Raw genomic sequence first — 20,597 nt, forward strand, 5'->3', positions numbered from 1 at the left:
ACGCGACTGTCCTCAATAGCTATGTTCCTCTAGTTTCACTTTCCCTCGAAAAGTCCAGAACATGAATACAGTATAGGTAGCAACGAGTGGCATCCCAATAGCGGCAAACAGGAGCATCGTCCGTAATGAGCCATCCGACGAAGCGGCTTCGTAGATACTGATGCTGCCTTTCGGATCAATAGTCGACAGCACTAAGTTTGGATACAGGCCCATCGCAAACAGGATCAGCAATAAGGCTGTGGTAACGGAAGAGGAGATAAAACCACGCCGATATTGCCGTTTTTCGATGCTCCGGCGGATGTTCAGTACAATTAGCACGGCGGCAATTCCCAGCGCAAACAGTTCTGGATATTCCTTGAAAATGGCCGTCATGTGCGGCACGTAAATAAGCGTCGCCATGGACGTAGCCATAAAACACAGAATGAAAAACTTGCTGGTGTTATTAGCAATGATCGTCAGTTTGGCATATAACCGATCCTCGGTTTTCATGAGCAGGTACATGGCTCCGTGCATCATAAACAACGACAATACAGTAACGGCAATCAGGATGGCATAGGGATTGAAAAAATCGCGCAGTCGCCCAACAAATTCGTGGTTGGCGTTGAGAGGAATACCCTGAATCAGATTTCCCAGAACCAGCCCCAGCAAGAGCGAAATGACTGTACTAGACACACAGTAGCTAATATCCCAAAGCTGGTGCCACCACTTCATTTTCTCCTTACTCCGAAATTCAATCGAGATCCCCCGGAAGATAATGGCTACCAGAAACAGCATGAACGGCAAATAAAACACCGACAGAATGGTGCCGTACACGAGCGGGAAAGCCGCAAACAGCGAACCAGCGCCAATCACGAGCCAGACTTCGTTACCATCCCAAACTGGCCCAATGGCGTTGAGCGCAATCCGGCGGCTCTGCTCTTTTCGAAAAAACAGATGTAACGCCCCCGCACCTAAATCGAAGCCATCTAAAATACCATACCCGCTGATGAGCGCGCCAATCAACAAAAACCACCAGGTGGGAAGATCTATTCCGAGAACTGTATCCATGAGTAATGGGAAAAAGAGTGAAAGAGTTAATGAGTGAAAGAGCGCATATTGCTGCCGGATGGTAACCGCTTTTTCGCTCATTAACTCTTTCACTCATTAAAAATCGGCGACATTGACGGGTTCATGCGGGACGAGGTTTCATCATCTGAAATCACATCGGGGCCGTGCTGGATTTTTTTGTTGAGCAAGTACAGAAACAAGACAAACAGCATCACATAAATGAGGGTAAACATGATAAGCGATGCCAGAACGTGCTCGGCTTTAACGGCCTGAGAAAGCGCGTCCGATGTGCGCAGCAACCCGTACACTACCCACGGTTGTCGGCCGACTTCGGCGGTATACCAGCCAACCTGATTACCGATCTGGGGCAGCAGAACCGAGAACACAAAAACGCCCATCAGCCAACGCGTTTGGAACAGTTTTTTTCGGTAGAGCATAAATAGCCCAAGAAGCGTTAACCCGATCAATGTCATACCAATAGCAATCATTGCGTGGTAGGTCTGGAACACGAAGTTGACTGCCGTTGGCCGATTTTCAGGTTTGATGCTGTTCAGTCCGGGAATAGGGGCATTAACGTCATGATGCACCAGAAAGGACAAGCCACCGGGAATTTTAAGACCGATTGTTTTCTGTTCTTTAGCATTTACCCAACCCATTAGGTACATATCGCCAGGTGCCGATTTCTCGAAGTGACCTTCCATAGCCGCCAGCTTCGCCGGTTGGTATTTCGTAACGACTTCCGCCGATTTACTACCCGTAAATAACTGTGCCAAAGCCGATATAGCTGCTACCCAAAGCGCAATTCGGAAGGCGGCTTCGGCGTGAGCGATGTACTTCTTTTTCAGAATATACCACGCACTTACGCTCAGTACCAGAAACGAACCGGCCAGCAAAGCCCCAATCAACACGTGCGAATACCGCTCGATTGACGACGGATTGAAGACCATTGCCCAGAAATCGGTAACGATGGCGCGGGCTTGCATACCTGTGCCTTCAATACGGTAACCAGAAGGCGTTTGCTGCCACGAGTTTGCCACCACAATCCAGAGCGCGGAGAAAATAGAGCCGAGTGCCACCAAGATGGTCGCCATGAAATGCACGCGTGGGCTTACCTTGTTCCAGCCGAACAAGAGAATTCCCAAAAATGCCGATTCCAGGGCAAAGGCAAAAATACCTTCGGCCGCTAGTGCCGAGCCGAAAATATCGCCAACGTAACGTGAGTAAGTGGCCCAGTTGGTACCAAACTCAAACTCCATAACAATGCCCGTAGCGACACCAATGCCGAAAATAAGGGCAAAAATCCGAACCCAGAAACGGGTCAATTCTTCATAAACTTTGTCTTTTGTTTTCAGATACAATCCTTCCATGATCACCAGGCAAACGCCTAAACCAATACTCAGGGGCGGGTAGATGTAGTGAAACGCAATAGTGAAAGCGAACTGAATCCGGGAGAGCAACTCAACATTGTCCATAACCAGCAGGATAGTCGGAAGGGGTCGCCGAGATCGCAGACAGGCAGTGCGATAAAGGGGCGAACCAGGCGAGGAAACTATCGCCCGAAAGGTACAACCAGATACTTATAAGGCGGATCGTATTTCAGTAATTTTTAGCGAAAAGCCGTGCCACGGTTTTATTGAGCATTACCAGTAACCGTGGCGCGGCTTTTCGCTAAAAATTACTCTTGTTTTAACAACCGATATGGCATAAAGAATTACATTCAACAAATTGACGGATTAATCCAGTTTCCTGTGCAGCCCATTGCCCCTCCCACCGTTTCACGACAAATCAGGAATTATGTTATCGCGTTCTACCAAACTCAGCGTAAAGCATTTCTGATCATCATTACACTGCTTATCGCGTTGTATGTCCTTACTGTTCCCGATCAGGCCGACGACATGATCAATGCCGTAACCGACGATGGTATTTTTAGCCGTTTGTTTCAGTTCATTCTGCTCAGCACCTTTATCTGGAGCTGGGTGGTTTATGGCTGTACTCGCATGATCCTGCACATTTCGCCCGTTGGTTTACGACTGAATCAGGAATGCGACTTGCTACTTCGGTGGTTGCCCAAGATCGGCGGTATGATTCCGGCGTTGATTCTGGCTTACGCCTTCTGGAAACCTGATCACTGGCAACCGTACCTGCTGCTACTTGAAAGTGCTCTGATGCTGACCGTCTTTCTGCTGGTGGAGCAATATGTACCAGTTTTTGCACTCCCCGCTCGCTGGAAATTTTCGGAGCGCTATACCAATTTCACACAGGATGTACGGGCGCTTTGGCGAAATACCCTCGGCCGGGTCGTCACAACGGGTGGGCTTGTCTTAAGCATTAGCCTGATTGCCCTCTTCAGTTTGCCCGTTGAGTGGGGAATTGCCCGAAGCTTTCGCCCGACTGCTATTATCATTTTTGGCATCACGCTCTACACATTCGTCGGTAGCCTCATCATTTATTTCAATGATTATCGCTATCGACCACTGATGCTAATCGTCCTGATCTACTTAATTGTCATCAGCGCCTTTAATGACAACACGACCGTTCGACAGGCAAGCAAGCCACCTGTTCGACCCGTTTCACAACGACCAACAATTCAGGCACATTTTGCGCAATGGGTAACTGCTCGCCGACAGGAAGAAGGAGACACGATTCCGTTAGTACTGGTAGCTGCCGAAGGTGGGGGCATTCGGGCGCTGAACTGGACCGCCGAAACGCTTATTCGACTTGATTCCATTATTCCGGGATTTAGCCGTCACGTTTATGCGCTCAGTGGCGTATCGGGCGGGGGCGTTGGAACGGTTTTCTACACGGCCTTTCTGCGCGATGTGGCCGAAACAGAGCGCACAGGCCAGTTTGAACAATTTCGAAAAGTAATTCGCGATGATTATTTGTCAGCGGTGTCAGCCGCCTTGTTATTTCCAGAGTCGATCCAGCGACTGGCCCCAACGCCATTACCAAACTTTGAGCGAGCAAAATGGCTCGAGGATTCCTGGGCCGACTCGTACAACGATAATCTGGGACTGCACACGCTCGATTCGTCGCTGACGCAATTGTATCAAACACCAACGGGCTATAATTATGATCTTCCTTCACTCCTGCTCAATGGCACCCTCGCCGAATCGGGCCAGAAAATAATCACGTCTAACCTACAACTCGACCCCGGTTATTTCAAAAACGTGGTATCTACGCTCGATGTGCTTGGTACCGATGTGCCGCTGAAAACAGCCGCGTCGTTGTGTAGCCGCTTCCCAATCCTGACCAACGGTGGTCTGATTCAGAAGGATACAACCCTCGGCAATGGTCGTAAAAAGCGATACGGCGGGCATATTGTCGATGGGGGTTATTTTGATAACTCGGGGGTTGAAACCTGCATCCAGCTTCTGAATAATCTCGTTCCATTTATTCGACAATTCGATACTACTCAGCGCGTCACCATTATTCCGTATATTCTCTTCATTCAGAATAGCCACACTATCGGCAAACTCCCCCAAAAGAAATCAATCGTACAGGCAATTCAGATACCGTTGCTGGGCTTTTTCAACGCCTGGGACAATGGCTCTTCTACCCGCGACAATATGTTCAGTTCGTTTATGAACCGCTTCGATAACCCAAAAACGAATTACCTCACCTTGCGGCTGGCCTATAATGACAAGTACCCATTAGGCTGGTTTCTGTCCGACAGCGTAGCTCGAAGCCTAAGCCAACAGGCTAAAGATTCGATTAGTCTGAAGAATAAAGAGTTAGTAAAATTGAAAGGAGCGTTCGGGAAGATGAACGTGACACGGGTCGCCAATTAATTTATCGTTGTACTTTAGCTGCCAGAAAAAATTCTGCTTCTGGTATGAATCTTCGCATCAATGGCCGCATCTGGCTGGAAACCCTATCTGACGATTCATCTGAACGATTTATGGGTATTGGTCGACTGGAATTGCTTGGACATATCCAGCGAACAGGCTCCATCAATCAGGCAGCCAAGGCAATGAATATGTCGTATAAGCGGGCCTGGGAGATGGTGCATTCTATGAATACACAAGCCGATTCTCCACTCGTAATCACCCAGACTGGGGGCGAAAAAGGTGGCGGAACGATTGTGACAAAAGAAGGAGAGAAATACCTTGCCTACTACCAGGGCTTGCAGGAACGATTTCAAAAATTCCTGTCCGATGAACTGGCTAAATTGTCTTGATACTATTTGTACGCAAATGCGTGCTGCTTAAATTTAAAAATCTGATTGTCAGTTGATTGACATATGCCATATCTTGGAGATATGGCATATGTCAATCAACTGACAATCAGATTTTTACTTTACTTCTTTGCGGTATACGTAACTCGCCAAACTTTCCCCTTCACGGAGTCACTAATGTAAAGCGAGCCATCGGGGCCTTGTGCCAATCCTACGGGTCGGGCCACAGCATCGCCGGGACTGGCGAGATCAAGTTTACCAGCATTGACGTCGGTGCCGGGCTTACCCAGTTCAGATACACCCGCAAAATTCTCAGCAAACACTTCGTACTTACCCGACGGACGGCCGTCTTTTCCGAACGGAATGAATGCCACAAAATAACCGCCCTGTTTCAACGGAGCGCGGTTCCAGGAACCGTGGAAGCAGACAAATGCGCCGTTTTTGTAGCGAGCGGGGAAGCTATTGCCCGTGTAAAACAACAGGTCATTAGGGGCCCAGTGGCCAGGAAATGCCATAATCGGTTTGTCTTTTCCAGCGCATCGGTCTACTTTGGTGCCATCGCCACCATATTCAGGGGCCAGGAATTTCTGGTTTTTCTCATGGTTGTTATAGCAATACGGCCAGCCAAAGTCCGACCCTTCTTTTACCATCAGGAACTCTTCAGAAGGTAACTCTGCACTTACCTCATCGGTAAAGACACCACCCCAGTTATTGAGGTTATCGCGACCATGTTGCAAAGCATAAAGTGTATTAGTTGCCGTGTTCCAGTCAAGAGCAACAGCATTACGGATACCGGTTGCATAGCGCTTGCCATCGGCTTTGTGCTGATTCAGTTTGTTTGCATCAAAAACCCAGATGCCGCCGTACTCTTCCAGAATCGGACAGGGGTCCATACCCTTCGAGCCTTTTTGCCGGTCTTTCTCCTGACAGGCATTGGAGGGCGCCCCAAAGTTCACAAACAATTTCCCATCGGGCGAGATCGCTAGTGATTTACTGGCATGCTGGCGTTGAAGGGTTAAACCCGTAATAATTGGTTCGGCAGGTGTTGTTTCCAGGATCTTCCCGTTGGTCAATTTATAGCGGTAAACAGAGGTATCCGATGAGGCATAGAGGTAGTCGTTATAAATGCCCATCCCCGTACCAGTATTGTTGCCAAACATAACCGTCTGATCGGCTTTTCCGTCTCCGTTGCTGTCCATCAACTCAACAATACCTTTACCATCATTAAGTTTTTCCAATTTAACGAACACTGTACCAACTTTATCGACAGCCATGTGCCGGGCTTTTCCGAGGTTATCGGCAAAAACCGACGCCTGAAAGCCATTCGCGAGTTTGATACCCCCGTTGTCAGGCGGGCTGACCGTACGGTTAGTAACTGGAGTAGGGCGTAATTTTGTAGGTTTTTGGGGTCCTGCAACAGCTACGGTTATAGCTGTCAGTAAAAGCAGAGCTGCTTTCATAATGAACGTGATTGGGTTTGCGGTATGGTTAGCTAAACGGGTGATTTGCGCTAAAAGTTTTTTAATGAAATCTGCAAACCGTTCTATTTCGGTAATTTTGGTGGGTATCTCTAGTTGCTTTGTTTCTTTTCCAGGCATATGAATAAACTTGTTACATTAATCGCTCGACAGCTAACAGCTTTATCGCTAGGTTGGCTACTGTCGGTACCTATATACGCCCAGAGTGATTTACCCCCGTTATCACTTTCTCAACTAACTAAGCCAGCTGGCTGGCAATTAGTAGGCTCCGTATCGCCCAATGCAGACGGTACATCGATGCAACCTAAACCTGGTGCTAATGTGCTGATGGGTTCCAGTGAACCCTTAACGCTCCTGACCCCATCTGCCGATTTCCGCCTGCGTTTCGACGTGCTAATGACACCAAACGCTGATGTCATGCTAACACTACCAAATGGGCAGCCAATTAGTCTGGCCCATTCGCAGGAAATTTCCCGTTTACTGAAAGCACCTGGCTTATGGCAAACCATTGATCTATGGTACAAAATTGGAAGTGGAAAGTTGCCTTCCATACTCGAAAAGCTCGCCATCAATGGAGTTACCGTTCGCGAAGGACAGACATTGGCGGGTAAGGCAAGTAGTACGCCAGGTCCCCTTACTATCATGACTAAAACAGGGACGGTAGCGATTCGTAATGTTGGGTATCGGGTTATGACGCCCCGTATCGTAGCTCAATGGAGCGGCCCTTTGAACTATACCATTGTTGAAGGTGGCTATATTCAGAATCCAGAAGATGCTGCCAAGAAGAAAGTTCTGAAACAGGACACGACCAGCCAACTGAATTATGAAGTATCGTATGGTCAATCCCGCCAATACACCATCTTTTTTTCGGGGAAATTAAATGCACTGCAAGCAGGTGATTACCGCTTCGAGCTTAACCAGGGTGGACTGGCCGCTTTGTGGATTGACGGTAAAGAAGTGCTGCCAATTAGTCACCTTGAATTGGGAATGCCGAATTCGAATACCATTCCACTAACGGCAGGTCCGCATGACGTAAAGGTGTACTTCTCCCGCTCCTGGTTCCGGCCGGGTCTGGGTCTTTATGTGTCGCAGGCCGGTACTCGGCCCCAACCGCTGCACGCGCCAACATCGCTCCCCGAACCAGACCCCGTTGCTGTTGTGAGTGTAAATCCAGACTTTGGTGATGCGGGGAATCAGGTACAGCGTATCCGCTCGTTTGTGCAACTTCCCGGCGAGAAAACGAAACGTACGCATAGCCTGTCGGTAGGTTCACCAGTTGGTATTCACTACACGGTCGACCTAAACCAGATGGCACTGATGCAGGTCTGGAAAGGCGATTTCGCGAATACTACCGAAATGTGGTACGAGCGGGGTGAACCTCAATTGCTCGCACCGCTGGGAGCGCCCGTTTACTTGCCCGCCCAAACACCACTGATGGTACTGACAAATGACACAACTAGTTGGCCCGACAGTGTTGGCGAAAACAACCTTCAATACAAAGGCCTGACGATTGATAAACAGGGAGTTCCTACGCTTACATATATGCTGGCCGGTGCTACGGTTACGGATGCAACTCGTGCAGAAGGAAATGCTCTTATTCGGACGTTGACGCTGGCAGGTTCGCCCGATGGAACGCCCTATTGCCGGTTAGCTGCCGGAACAACACTGGAAGAAGTAGGCAAAGGTTTGTATGCTGTCAACGACCGCAGTTATTACATTCGCTTCGACCCAAAAGCTAAAGTGAAGGTGCGTCAGAGCAATGGAAAACAGGAGTTACTGCTACCTATTGATATGAAAAATGGAGCAGGTTCAGTGCAGTATTCGATTGTATTTTAAGACTGGTCAATTGGTGTAGTGAGTGAAATAGATGTAGGAGTAGCTGGAATATCCACTACATCTACTTCACTCACTACACTTCCTAACCCTCCTCTGACTATGAATGACCAAATCACCTGGACAGACTTCGAGAAAGTGGAAATCCGCACGGGTACGATCATTGCGGCCGAAGCCTTTCCACAGGCTCGCAAACCAGCCTACAAATTGACAATCGATTTTGGCGAATTGGGTACTAAACGGACATCGGCCCAGCTCACCAAACTATATCAATCAGATGAATTGGTCGGCAAGCAGGTGGTGGCGGTGGTCAATTTTCCACCCAAACAAATCGCCACATTTATGAGCGAATGCCTGGTTCTGGGTGCTGTTGCTGATGATGGTACTGTAACCCTGCTTCAAACCGAACGACCAATCCAAAACGGATTACGAATTGCCTAATTTTTGACCTGTCATTCCGGCGAAAACATCGGACAAGCAATAAAAACATGAAGAAGCTATTCTTTTATATTTTCACTCTTTCACTTATTAACTCATTCACCTTCGCCCAGCGTCCGGCGAGTGAGGAAGATTATTACCGGATCGTTACGCTGCCAATTCCCGAAGACATCAAACTCGAAGTGGGTGGCCTTGCTCCATTACCCGATGGTCGTCTGGCGGTTTGTACACGCCGGGGCGAAGTCTGGATCATCAGTAACCCTTATATGCAGGGTAGCCGGGTGGCAACGTTCAAAAAATTTGCGTCGGGCTTGCACGAACCGTTAGGTCTGATGTGGCATCCAAAAGGTTATTTCCTGTGTACACAACGGGGCGAAGTCACGAAGCTGGTCGATAAAGATGGCGATGATGTAGCCGACGAGTATAGCTCATTCTATAAATGGCCGCTATCGGGAAATTATCATGAATATAGCTATGGCCCGCTGCTGTTGCCTGACGGTGACATGGTTATCACGCTCAACCTCGACTGGATTGGCTACGGAGCCAGTCTGGCCAAATGGCGCGGCTGGATGCTCAAACTGACCGAGAAAGGTGAAATGACGCCCTGGGCAACGGGCCTTCGCTCACCAGCAGGTTTCGGTATTCTGCGCGATGGCAGCATTCTATATACCGAAAACCAGGGTGACTGGGTAGGATCAGGCCGGATGACGCACCTTACTAAAGGCGCGTTTGCTGGTAACCCAGCCGGTCTTCGCTGGTCAGGTGAACCGGGTTCTCCCTTAGCGTTGAAGCCCGAAGACGTACCCAGCACAGGCAAGCCTATGTTTGAGGTGGCCAAAACGATCAAAGAATTGAAAGTTCCGGCTGTGTGGTTCCCTCACACACTCATGGGCATTTCAACTTCGGACTTCAAACAGGACACGACCAATGGCGCCTTTGGTCCTTTCACAGATCAGTTATTTGTTGGCGATCAGGGACATAGCAAAATCATGCGGGTAGCGCTCGAAAAAGTAAACGGTGAGTGGCAGGGTGCTTGTTTCCCCTTCCGCGAAGGCTTCGAATCGGGTATTATCCGTACCGTTTGGGGACAGGATGGTTCCATGTTCGTGGGCATGACGAGCCGGGGTTGGGCAGCCACAGGAAAAGAGCCCTATGGTATTCAACGGTTGGTCTGGACGGGCAAAACGCCTTTCGAAATGAAAACCATTACCTCCAAACCCGATGGTTTCGAAGTAACATTTACCCTACCCGTTGACCGCAAGACCGCCGAAAACCCTGAAAGCTACAGCCTGAACAGTTTCACCTATCGCTATCACAGAACCTACGGAAGCCCAATCGAAGATGCCAGGCCGGTGCCGATTCGAGGGGTTGTCGTTGCGCCCGATGGCCTGAGTGCCCGCATTGTTGCTGATACCGTTCTTCGCGAGGGATACATTCACGAAGTCAAAGCAGAAGGTGTTCGGTCGGCTTCGGGGAGTACACCATTGCTACATGCAACGGGCTACTATACCCTCAATGCCATTGCACCGGGCGAGAAATTGACGCTGCCAGCACGGGCTGTTGCCATTGCAAAGCATGAACATGCCGACATGGTGGCAACTGAGAAAAAAGCTGCGGTAACAGCGAATAAAAATGTAAAAGCGGTGAACGCCAAACGTACTATCGCCATGCCTGCCGACTGGACCAACGGCCCCGATCAATCCCTTACAATTGGCACCAAGCCAGGATTGAAATTCGATGTCGACAAGCTGGAAGTGAAAGCGGGCAGCAAGATCAAACTCGTGTTCAACAACAACGATGACATGCTGCACAACTGCGTTATCACGAAACCCGGTGCCGCCAATGCCGTTGGTGATGCCGCCCTAAAACTGAACCTGAACGGCCCAAAAATGAACTATGTCCCAAACTCGCCAAACGTATTGTTTCATACTAATATCCTTCAACCCGAAACGTCCGAAACAATCTATTTCCTGGCTCCTACCGAACCCGGCGATTACCAGTTCGTCTGTTCCTTCCCCGGTCACTCGTCGCTGATGCAGGGAACGTTAAAAGTCGTTAAATAGGGCTGCACTTAGCGCGCGCTCTTTCCGCTTATCATTAACTAATGACGCTTTCTATGGGAGCGTCATTATTTTTACGTCACGCTGTAGCCCAAGTGTGCATTTTTCCGTTCTATCCCTATGCGAACTGTTTCACTGCTCACCATATTCTTCTTGATATCGTTAACAATCCACGCCCAGCAACGCCGACGTGATGACGACACCTCCCATTACCGATCTGTACCCGTTCCAGCGCATTTGCTGCCTATCGAACGTGCCTTTGGATCATCGTCGCTGGGGAGTTTGTATTTCTACGGAGGTAAAAAACTCTCTTCGCCCTATTCGCTGGAGATTCCATTCTATGAACTGAATGACCCAGATGTATCCCACCATTTCCAGGCATTTCGCACCCTGACGACCTTAAGCCGTTTAACGGCAATTGCCCCACTAGCTTATATTTTATTGACCAGCAACCGAACCAATGGCACATATTGGTCGGTCTATGGTGGCTCTATAGCCGCTTCCCTGACACTCTCAATTATCGGTAATGGTCAGGTTAACAAAGCCGTTACGCGTTACAACGAAATGCTTCGACAGCCGCGCGTGAGTATATCGGCAGCGCGTATACCCATCACAGGTCAGGTTTCTATGGGCGCTGGATTAGTCTGGTCATTCTGAAAACCGTCTCTATCATTTCTATGAGAGCGCAGGCCAATGGTTTGCGCTTTTTTGTTAGCTTCGCTGAGATAATCAGCAAACACATGCAAACCAGAACGTTACTTCCTTTTTTTATTTCATTCTTTCTTCTTTCTCCCCTACTCAACGCCCAAACAATCCTAAACCGAGACCCTCAAATCGCCGATCTGGTCAGCCAGGTTTCGGCCGATAGTCTGCGTGCGCATATCAATGGACTTGTAAGTTTTGGGACCCGTCACACATTGAGCGTACCCGCCGATGCAAATGCGCAGGTTGGTAAAAAAGGGCTTGGAGCTGCTCGTCAGTGGATTCTTGGAAAGTTCAATCAATACGCCAAACAATCGGGTGGACGCATGACCGCAACGCTCGATACCTGGACGCTCCAGCCCGACGGCAAGCGTGTGGATAAGCCCGCTAACATGGGAAACGTGATGGCAACGCTCAAAGGTACTGATCCCAACGACGACCGGGTTTTCATCGTGCAGGGCCATATGGACAGCCGGGTTACCAACGTAATGAACCGCGAATCGGACGCACCGGGCGCTAATGACGATGGGTCTGGTACAGCCGCCGTAATCGAGCTTTGCCGAGTAATGAGTAAGTCTTCATTTCCGGCTACAGTCATCTTTGTCACGCTGACAGGCGAAGAACAGGGTTTATTGGGAGCCGAGCATTTGTCAGAACGGGCCGTTAAGGAGAAATGGAATCTGGAAGCCGTGCTGAACAACGACATTATGGGCAGCAATAACAGCAGCGATACGCGCATTATCGATAATACCCGACTGCGCGTTTTCAGTGAGGGGTTACCTGCTAGCTTATTAAAAGACACGACCGGACGTATCGGTCAGATTCAGCGGTTTGGGAATGAAAACGATGGAAAGGCCCGCACACTAGCCCGTTACCTGAAAGAAATTGGTGAACGCTACGTCGAAAATCTGGAAGTGGTGATGGTGTACCGCAACGACCGCTATCTGCGTGGGGGCGATCATACGCCATATGTGCAACGCGGATTTGCCGCTGTGCGGATGACGGAAATGAACGAAAACTACGAACACCAGCACCAGGATTTGCGCACCGAGAACGGTACAGAGTTTGGCGATTATCCTAAGTTCATGGATTTTGAGTACCTGCGAAAAAACACGGCGGTCAATCTGGCGACACTTGCCAATTTGGCTAAAGCTCCAATGGTACCTCAGAAAGTAACCGTCGATGTTCGGAACCTGACCAACGCAACGGTTCTGTATTGGCAGGCTCCTCAGGCAGGCAAGGTAAAAGGTTATTACGTGTTGATGCGCGAAACCTACTGGCCATTCTGGCAGAAGAAATTCTTTACGAACAAACTCGGTATGACACTGCCTTTCTCAAAAGACAATTATTATTTCGCCGTACAGGCCGTTAGCGAAGATGGAAATGAGAGCTTACCAGTGCTGCCTGTCCCGAATTTGCGGTAAAATTTATTAAACACAGAGGCACAGAGGTTAAAATTCTTTTTCTCTGTGTTTCTGTAATTAATAAAATATCATAGTAAGCGAAGAACAATCTCCTCTAAATTATTCAGTTCCCATGACCTCCCTCTCCAAACGGCAATTTCTAAAATCCCTCATCGGAACAACAGCCCTGTCGACCTGGGCGGGTCTGGAAGAGACGTTGGCCAATGTGACGCATATGTCGGCCACTACACTGGCCAATCAGGAAGAATTCTGGATTAAAATTCGAACTGCTTACCCCGTAACGAACGACTTCATTCAGCTCGAAAACGGCTACTATTCCCTGGCTGCGCAACCAGTGATGGATGGCTATCTGAAGCATATTCAGGATGTAAACTCCGTGTCGTCCTATTACATGCGGACGCGTCAGTTTAGTGATAAGCGGGAGTCCCAATCCCAATTGGCAAAGTTGTTAGGTTGCTCGCCCGATGAGCTGATCATCACCCGAAACACTACCGAATCGTTGGACACGGTTATCGGAGGTCTGAACTGGAAAGCAGGCGACGAAGCCATCATGGCTTTGCAGGATTACGGCGCTATGCTCGATATGTTCAAACTTCAGGCTCGACGGCATGGCATTGTCAATCGGACGGTTTCACTCCCCAATCATCCTAAGTCCGACGAGGAAATTGTGAACCTGTACGAAAAAGCCATCACGCCCAGAACCCGCTTGCTGATGGTGTGCCATATGGTAAATATCACTGGCCAGATTCTGCCGATTCGCCAGATTACAGAAATGGCCCATAAGCATAATGTGGAGGTGATGGTGGATGGCGCGCATGCATTCGGGCAGTTGAACTTTAAAATGGACGACCTCGGCGGGTGCGATTATTATGCCAGTAGTTTACACAAATGGCTGGGCACTCCGTTAGGCGCGGGCATTCTTTACGTACGCAAGGATAAGATAGCCCCCCTATGGCCGATGTTCGCCGATAGCAGCGTTCCTGACGACGATATTCGAAAGCTGAACCATACCGGCACACACCCTGTGGCCACCGATCTGGCGATTCAGGATGCCATCAAATTCCAGGAATCCATTGGTATTGAGCGAAAAGAAGCGCGACTTCGGTACCTGCAACATTACTGGACTGATCAGGTGCGCCACCACCCAAACATCGTACTGAATACATCCGAAGTCCCAGCTCGTTCTTGTGCCATTGCCAATGTGGGCATAGCTGGCAAACCGCCCGCCGAGCTGGCTAAATCCCTGTTTTCGACATACAAAATCTTCACCGTCGCTATTGATAACCCGAATGCCGGGGTGCAGGGTGTACGCGTAACTCCTCATCTATACACGACGACTGCCGAGCTGGATACGTTTGTGAAAGCGTTGAAAGAATTGGCGGGTTAATGTACCCATGGGCTTCAGCCCGTGTATGAGTTAGAATAAATCACGGGCTAAAGCCCGTAGGTACACACCTCATAACCGTTTATTATTCACCAACATGAACCGCATACTTCTTTTTCTCCTCATCTTCCCGACGCTAGTCAGTATGGCGCAGACACCGGCAAAAAAACGACCGATGGCGTCAAAGGATATGTACCGGCTGCAAACCGTCAGCGATCCACAGGTTTCGCCCGATGGTAAATGGGTCACCTACGGCCTGTCGACTGTCGATACAACAAAAGACAAGCGAAACTCGGATTTGTGGATGGTGAGTTGGGACGGTAAAGAATCCGTTCAGCTCACCAACAGTCCGGATGGAGAATCAAGAGCGCGGTTTAGCCCAGACGGGAAGTATATTTCGTTTGTATCGGCACGACAAGGCGCTACTAAAGGCCAAATCTGGTTGATGGATCGTCGAGGTGGCGAAGCGAAAAAACTAACTGATCTAAAAACCGATCTGGAAGATTATATCTGGTCGCCCGATGGCAAAAAGATCGCTATGACGCTGCGCGATCCCGACTATGCCGATTCAGCCAAAACTAAAGTCAGAAAACCCTACGTGCTTGACCGCTACCACTTTAAGGCGGATATAAAAGGTTATCTGGAAAAAGGTTCTGTCCACTTGTATGTCTATGATATAGCGACGAAAAAGCTCGATACGCTAACGACGGGACTCTACGACGAAACGTCGCCTGTTTGGTCGCCTGATGGATTGCAGCTGGCGTTTGTGAGCAATCGCAGCGATGATCCCGACCGAAATGAAAACACAGACATTTACGTGATGGATGCCCATAAAGGGGGTACAATGAAGCAGTTAACGACCTGGGCTGGCATAGATAATAGTCCTGTCTGGAGCCCTGACGGGAAACAAATAGCGTACCTTCGGTCAACGGCTTCGAGTAATTTCATCATGTACGATCAGTCCATTTTGGCCGTTATCAGCCGGGATGGCGGAGAACCTACGCTCCTCTCGAAAGCATTGGATCGTCCCGTTCGAAATCCTAAATGGGCAAAAGATGGGCAAACAATTGCAGTGTTAGTACAGGATGATCGCCAGACCTACGTTGGTCGATACATCTTTCCCGAAGGCAAATTTGCCGGACTAACGGGCGGTAACCGCGTATTCAGCAATCTGGAATCGGCGCCAGAGGGCAACTGGGTAGCCATGATGAGTGATCCACAAACGCCCGGCGAATTATACGCCATTGAAAACGGAAACCCCCGTCGGCTCACGCGCGTACATGACGATTTCCTCACTCCACTCGAACTGGCTACCGTAGAAGGGTTCACATCGAAGAGCAAAGACGGAACACAGGTTTCAAATGTACTCTATCGCCCGGCGAACACACCAGTCGGCAAAAAGCTTCCGACTATTTTCTACATTCACGGTGGTCCGGTATCCCAGGATGAATTTTCCTTCGACCTTACCCGGCAATTACTCGCAGCTGGCGGTTATGCCGTAGTCGCCGTCAATTACCGGGGTAGTAACGGTCGTGGCCTCGACTACAGCAAAGCGATCTATGCCGATTGGGGTAACAAAGAAGTGCTGGATATTCTGGGAGCCGCCGACTACGTTGTTGAGAAAGGCATTGCTGACCCCGATCGACTCGGTATTGGTGGCTGGAGTTACGGTGGCATTCTGACCAACTACACCATCGCCACCGACACTCGCTTTAAGGCAGCCGCCAGCGGGGCCGGGAGTTCGCTGCAACTGACTATGTACGGAATAGACCAGTACACAAATCAGTACGAAAACGAGTTAGGAGCGCCCTGGAAAAACACCGACAAATGGTTAAAATTGTCCTATCCGTTCCTAAAAGCCGACCGAATTAAAACACCAACGTTGTTTATGGCGGGTGAAAAAGACTTCAATGTTCCCTCCGCAGGTAGCGAGCAGATGTTTCAGGCACTACGCTCATTAGGTATTCCAACCCAGCTGATCATTTATCCCGGTCAATATCATGGCATTACAGTACCCAGCTATCAGAAGGATCGGGTCGATCGGTACCTGCAATGGTTTGACAAATATTTAAAACCTAAAACCCTGTAAAACAGAATTTTATTCCAGGTTAATCTATATAGACAATGACTATTATACCCTGGTGTTGCATCGAAAAGTCAGTTTTCGGCGTACTAGAGATATTGTTTTATTCGTTTTTTCCGTAGTTTACACGCTCATATCCATTTATATACTCAATCGGCTAAAGTTCACCTGATTATGAAACAGTTTATATTATTTTTCAGTCTCCTGACGGCATCTGTCGTACTGAACTCCTGCTCTAAAAGCAGCGACCCCGCACCAGACCCAGTAGTTGGATCATGGAAATTAGATCGAATTCGCACAAGTGGATTTGTAGCCCCCTATACAAGTTATAATGCTGATAATGACCCTTCTCTATTTGATTATCAGGATAGCTTCATAACCAAAACCGATAAAACGTTTACCGGAACAGTTCGCACGAGCGGTCGGGTAATCGACTATAGTGGCAACTGGGAATCAACCACTAGCTCGCTGACGCTGAAAGACACGCAGGGTAATTCAGACGTGTATACACTGGATGCAACAAAGACGCCAAACCAGCTTCTTGGCGCCGTGATTGCTACCAGCGATTCGCTCACGAATCCGACAACAAGCAAAGTAGAATTGGTTAAGTATAATATTCAACTTGTTTATACCAAGCAGTAATACTCAATTTGCCTGGCATAAAAAATGGTCACTGAATACTCAGTGACCATTTTTTATGTGGTCAAACTGAACGACTTTACTTTTCTTTAATTTACTGAAAATTACTCGTTTATCCGGCTATAAGTCATACAGCCTATTTGTTATGTACCGCCATCTCCAGCTATGGAAAGATTTACTAGCGATAGGGTCAGAGTTGGAATTTATCCAGCTACATTGAGCACCATTTACTAAATGCTCTTCAAAAATGACACAATTAAGAAATTAACATTTTTTATTTTGAGAATACCGAATTCTACTCATATAAATTTTGATCAATATATAATTAACAAAATAATTTAAAGGCGTTTTCTAGTCGAAGACGCTTTTTTATTGGCATTAATTCGTACTTTCACAAAACCCTATCTACTAAGGAGTTATATTTGTCTTTACTCTTATTTTATCCGGAATTAATACAAAAAACCATGTCATCACAACTAACTCGCCGGGATTGGCTACGTGCCAGCGGCCTTTTAACAGCCGGTCTCGGCTTGAGCCGATTTACACCCGCCGAGGCTGCTCGGCCCAACGCGCCATTGGTTTCAGGGTTCACCAATGAGTTTGCTTTTGCCGATGACCCTTTCGCCAACATGCCCAAACTTCGGGCGCGGTTGTTTGCCAACGAAAATCCACTAGGTATTTCTGCCAGTGCTAAAGACGCCATTGTGAAGGCTACTGAAATTGGCAACCGATACGCCTGGATGGAGTTCGGACAATTGAAAACGCTAATAGCAACAGACGACGGCGTAAAACCTGCCAACATCATGATGGCCCCTGGTTCGTCGGATATTTTGATGGCTGCAGCTGATCATTTCGCCAAAAGTGGTGGTACCATCCTGACCAGCACCATGACCTACGACGATCTGCTTCAGCGAGCCGAGAAATTCGGCGCAAAGATCAAGGCGTTACCGATGACGAAAGAATATAAATTTGACCTCAATGCGATTAAGGCGAACATTACGCCTGATGTGAAATTGGTCTATATCGTCAACCCGAATAACCCAACTGGAACTACCATCCCAACACCTGAGCTGGAAGCATTCATTCGGGAGGTAGCGCCTAAAGTGCCGGTGTTCATCGATGAAGCCTATATCGACTTCTATGAGCCTGCCGACCGTCCTAAACTTGGGAAACTGGTTGCCGAAGGCTTAAATGTGATCCTGGCCCGGACATTCTCAAAAATTCATGGATTTGCCGGATTACGTCTGGGTTATGCCATCGCACAGCCCGATACGCTGAAAATTCTGCATGCTTATACCAATGGCGATTTTGCAGTAAGTATCACGACACTTATGGCTGGTATTGCCAGCTACAAAGATATTGACTGGCAGAACCACTGTCGGGCCGAAAACGCCAAAGCCCGCGCCTACACGACCAAAGCACTGGCCGATCTGGGTTATGAAGTGATTCCGTCGGCTACAAATTTCATTCTGTTCCCGATCCGTATGAAAACCAAAACGTTTGAAGGGCAAATGTTCGGACAAGGCATTGGCATCCAAACCCGCGACTTTAACGGACAACCGTACTGCCGTGTTAGCGTTGGAACAATGGATGAAATGGCCATTTTCATAGATGGCTTTAAGAAGGTAGTAGGGTAACATATAGTTAGCAAGCTGATAAGTTAATAAGTAGTAAGTGGCTGTTGCAAGTTTGATTCCCGCGTCAGCCACTTACTTAACTTACTACTTATCAACTTACTAACTCACTGACTAATTTATGACGCGACGCGACTTCATCAATTCAACAAGTGCCAGTTATGCCAGTATGCTGGCGTGGGGAATGCTACAACCCGCACCAGTATCGGCAATTGATTTACCCGCCAACGGACTGAAAAGTGACGGTAAAGGCCGAAAGGTGATTATTTTAGGGGCGGGCCTGGCTGGTATGACAACCGCTTATGAACTCGGCAAATTAGGCTACGATTGCACTGTACTGGAGGCCCGTGCCCGCTCGGGTGGACGCGTCTGGACTGTTCGGGGTGGTACTAAAGAGACGGAGTTAGCTGGCGGAACCGCGCAAACCTGTTCCTTCGAAGATGGCCAATATTTTAACGGAGGAGCGGCTCGAATTCCGCACCATCACCAGATAACCCTACACTATTGTCGTGAACTGGGTGTACCGTTGCAAATCTTCAACGGGGCAAATGAGTCGGCTTATCTTTACAATGATGGGGGAACCGGTGATTTTGCCAATCGACGTATGCGCATCAGCGATTATCATCACGATATGCGCGGTTATACCTCCGAATTACTCGCCAAAGCGCTGGACCAATCGTCTCTGGATCAGCAATTAACTAAAGAAGATGTTGAGAAGTTAATTGACTTTCTGAAAAATGAAGGGGATTTAAATACGGCACATCTCTACAAAGGCACTAACCGCAGGGGGTACAAAAGTAAAAGTGATCCCGGTGCTGGTCACACTCCTGGCGCACTTACAGACCCCTACGGTCTCACTGATTTGCTACGGTCTGGCTTTATGCAACCGGTTTTCTATAATGTAGGCGATTATGCTTATGAACAGCAGTCTACGTTATTGCAACCCGTTGGCGGTATGGATGCCATTCCGAAAGCACTGGAGAAAAAACTGATGGGCAAGATTGTCTTCAATGCCCCTGTCAGTGAGCTTCGTAAAACCGAAAATGGCGTTCGGGTTGTTTACCAAAAAGATGGCAAACCGGTTGAGATTACGGGCGAATTCTGCGTGTGTACCTTGCCGTTACCCATGCTTAAAAACCTCGAATCTGATCTATCGGGAACCGTAAAGCGAGCAGCCGATTTTGTTCCATATATGAAGACTGGCAAAATTGGGTTGCAATTTAAACGACGTTTCTGGGAAGAAGATGATGGTATCTATGGCGGTATTTCGCGTACCAATATGGATATTAACCAGATATGGTACCCGTCGTTTGGCCTGCAGGGCAAGAAAGGCGTTCTGATTGGCTACTACAATTTTTACAGTCGGGCCGAAGCAGTAGGCGCTATGTCTGTTGCTGAACGCGAAAAAATGGCGTTGGCGCAAGGGAGCAAAATTCACCCGCAGTATCCTGCCGAATTTGACAATTCGTTTTCGCTCGCCTGGCACCGCATACCCTATAGCGGGGGTGGCTGGGCTGTGTATGACGATACAACCCGCAAGAAATATTACCCGTCTCTGCTGGAGCCCGATGGTAATATTTATTTTGCCGGAGAACACACAACATACCTGACCGCCTGGATGGCCGGAGCGTTCACCTCCGCTCGCCGAACAGTCGAAGCACTTCATGCCCGAGTGGGTGAGTACACGAAAAAGTAAAC

Annotated in this window: 15 protein-coding genes; 12 read left to right on the top strand and 3 right to left on the bottom strand. The window is 48.6% G+C overall.

The features are described from left to right. Positions 1–12: 12 nt before the first annotated feature. Both cydB and GO755_RS05430 read right to left on the bottom strand, forming a co-directional pair. Positions 13–1,047: a cytochrome d ubiquinol oxidase subunit II gene (gene cydB / locus GO755_RS05425; protein WP_198174761.1), complete on the bottom strand. Its 1,035-nt coding sequence runs from the start codon at positions 1,045–1,047 to the stop codon at positions 13–15. Positions 1,048–1,136: 89 nt separating this feature from the next. Beyond that, positions 1,137–2,519: a cytochrome ubiquinol oxidase subunit I gene (locus tag GO755_RS05430; protein WP_157583723.1), complete on the bottom strand. Its 1,383-nt coding sequence runs from the start codon at positions 2,517–2,519 to the stop codon at positions 1,137–1,139. Between the two features lie 276 nt (positions 2,520–2,795). On the opposite strand from GO755_RS05430, the gene GO755_RS05435 reads away from it, so the two are divergent. Together GO755_RS05435 and GO755_RS05440 are read left to right on the top strand one after the other, a co-directional pair. Next, a complete protein-coding gene (locus tag GO755_RS05435) occupies positions 2,796–4,838 on the top strand; it encodes a hypothetical protein (protein WP_227686866.1) in 2,043 nt (680 codons plus the stop codon). A 44-nt stretch (positions 4,839–4,882) separates the two neighbouring features. After that, positions 4,883–5,227, top strand: a complete 345-nt coding sequence (locus GO755_RS05440) for a winged helix-turn-helix domain-containing protein (protein ID WP_157583724.1) — start codon at positions 4,883–4,885, stop codon at positions 5,225–5,227. A 119-nt stretch (positions 5,228–5,346) separates the two neighbouring features. Here the strand turns inward: GO755_RS05440 and GO755_RS05445 are convergent, their stop codons facing one another. Continuing rightward, complete coding sequence (locus GO755_RS05445) at positions 5,347–6,684, bottom strand: PQQ-dependent sugar dehydrogenase (RefSeq protein ID WP_157583725.1); 1,338 nt, start codon at positions 6,682–6,684, stop codon at positions 5,347–5,349. 138 nt (positions 6,685–6,822) lie between these two features. Here GO755_RS05445 and GO755_RS05450 point away from each other — a divergent pair, with 138 nt between their 5' ends. From GO755_RS05450 to GO755_RS05495, 10 genes are all read left to right on the top strand, one after another. Beyond that, complete coding sequence (locus tag GO755_RS05450; protein ID WP_157583726.1) at positions 6,823–8,538, top strand: PA14 domain-containing protein; 1,716 nt, start codon at positions 6,823–6,825, stop codon at positions 8,536–8,538. Positions 8,539–8,637: 99 nt separating this feature from the next. Then, entirely contained in the window at positions 8,638–8,976 is a 339-nt protein-coding gene (locus GO755_RS05455) for a tRNA-binding protein (protein WP_157583727.1), read from the top strand. 47 nt (positions 8,977–9,023) lie between these two features. Beyond that, the gene (locus GO755_RS05460; protein WP_157583728.1) at positions 9,024–11,036 is read left to right on the top strand and encodes a plastocyanin/azurin family copper-binding protein; all 2,013 of its coding nucleotides are present in this window, start codon (positions 9,024–9,026) and stop codon (positions 11,034–11,036) included. A gap of 117 nt (positions 11,037–11,153) precedes the next feature. Then, the gene (locus GO755_RS05465) at positions 11,154–11,690 is read left to right on the top strand and encodes a hypothetical protein (RefSeq protein ID WP_157583729.1); all 537 of its coding nucleotides are present in this window, start codon (positions 11,154–11,156) and stop codon (positions 11,688–11,690) included. Between the two features lie 83 nt (positions 11,691–11,773). Continuing rightward, a complete protein-coding gene (locus GO755_RS05470; protein ID WP_157583730.1) occupies positions 11,774–13,159 on the top strand; it encodes a M28 family metallopeptidase in 1,386 nt (461 codons plus the stop codon). A gap of 112 nt (positions 13,160–13,271) precedes the next feature. Next, entirely contained in the window at positions 13,272–14,546 is a 1,275-nt protein-coding gene (locus GO755_RS05475) for an aminotransferase class V-fold PLP-dependent enzyme (protein WP_157583731.1), read from the top strand. 94 nt (positions 14,547–14,640) lie between these two features. Continuing rightward, positions 14,641–16,632, top strand: a complete 1,992-nt coding sequence (locus GO755_RS05480) for a S9 family peptidase (protein WP_157583732.1) — start codon at positions 14,641–14,643, stop codon at positions 16,630–16,632. Positions 16,633–16,800: 168 nt separating this feature from the next. Beyond that, on the top strand, positions 16,801–17,268 hold the full coding sequence (locus GO755_RS05485; protein ID WP_157583733.1) for a hypothetical protein: 468 nt from the start codon (positions 16,801–16,803) through the stop codon (positions 17,266–17,268). Positions 17,269–17,729: 461 nt separating this feature from the next. After that, complete coding sequence (locus tag GO755_RS05490; protein WP_157583734.1) at positions 17,730–18,902, top strand: pyridoxal phosphate-dependent aminotransferase; 1,173 nt, start codon at positions 17,730–17,732, stop codon at positions 18,900–18,902. A 118-nt stretch (positions 18,903–19,020) separates the two neighbouring features. Further along, positions 19,021–20,595: a flavin monoamine oxidase family protein gene (locus GO755_RS05495; RefSeq protein WP_157583735.1), complete on the top strand. Its 1,575-nt coding sequence runs from the start codon at positions 19,021–19,023 to the stop codon at positions 20,593–20,595. The last annotated feature ends 2 nt before the right edge of the window (positions 20,596–20,597 follow it).

The sequence above is a fragment of the Spirosoma arboris genome, from assembly GCF_009754945.1.
GTDB lineage: Bacteria > Bacteroidota > Bacteroidia > Cytophagales > Spirosomataceae > Spirosoma > Spirosoma arboris.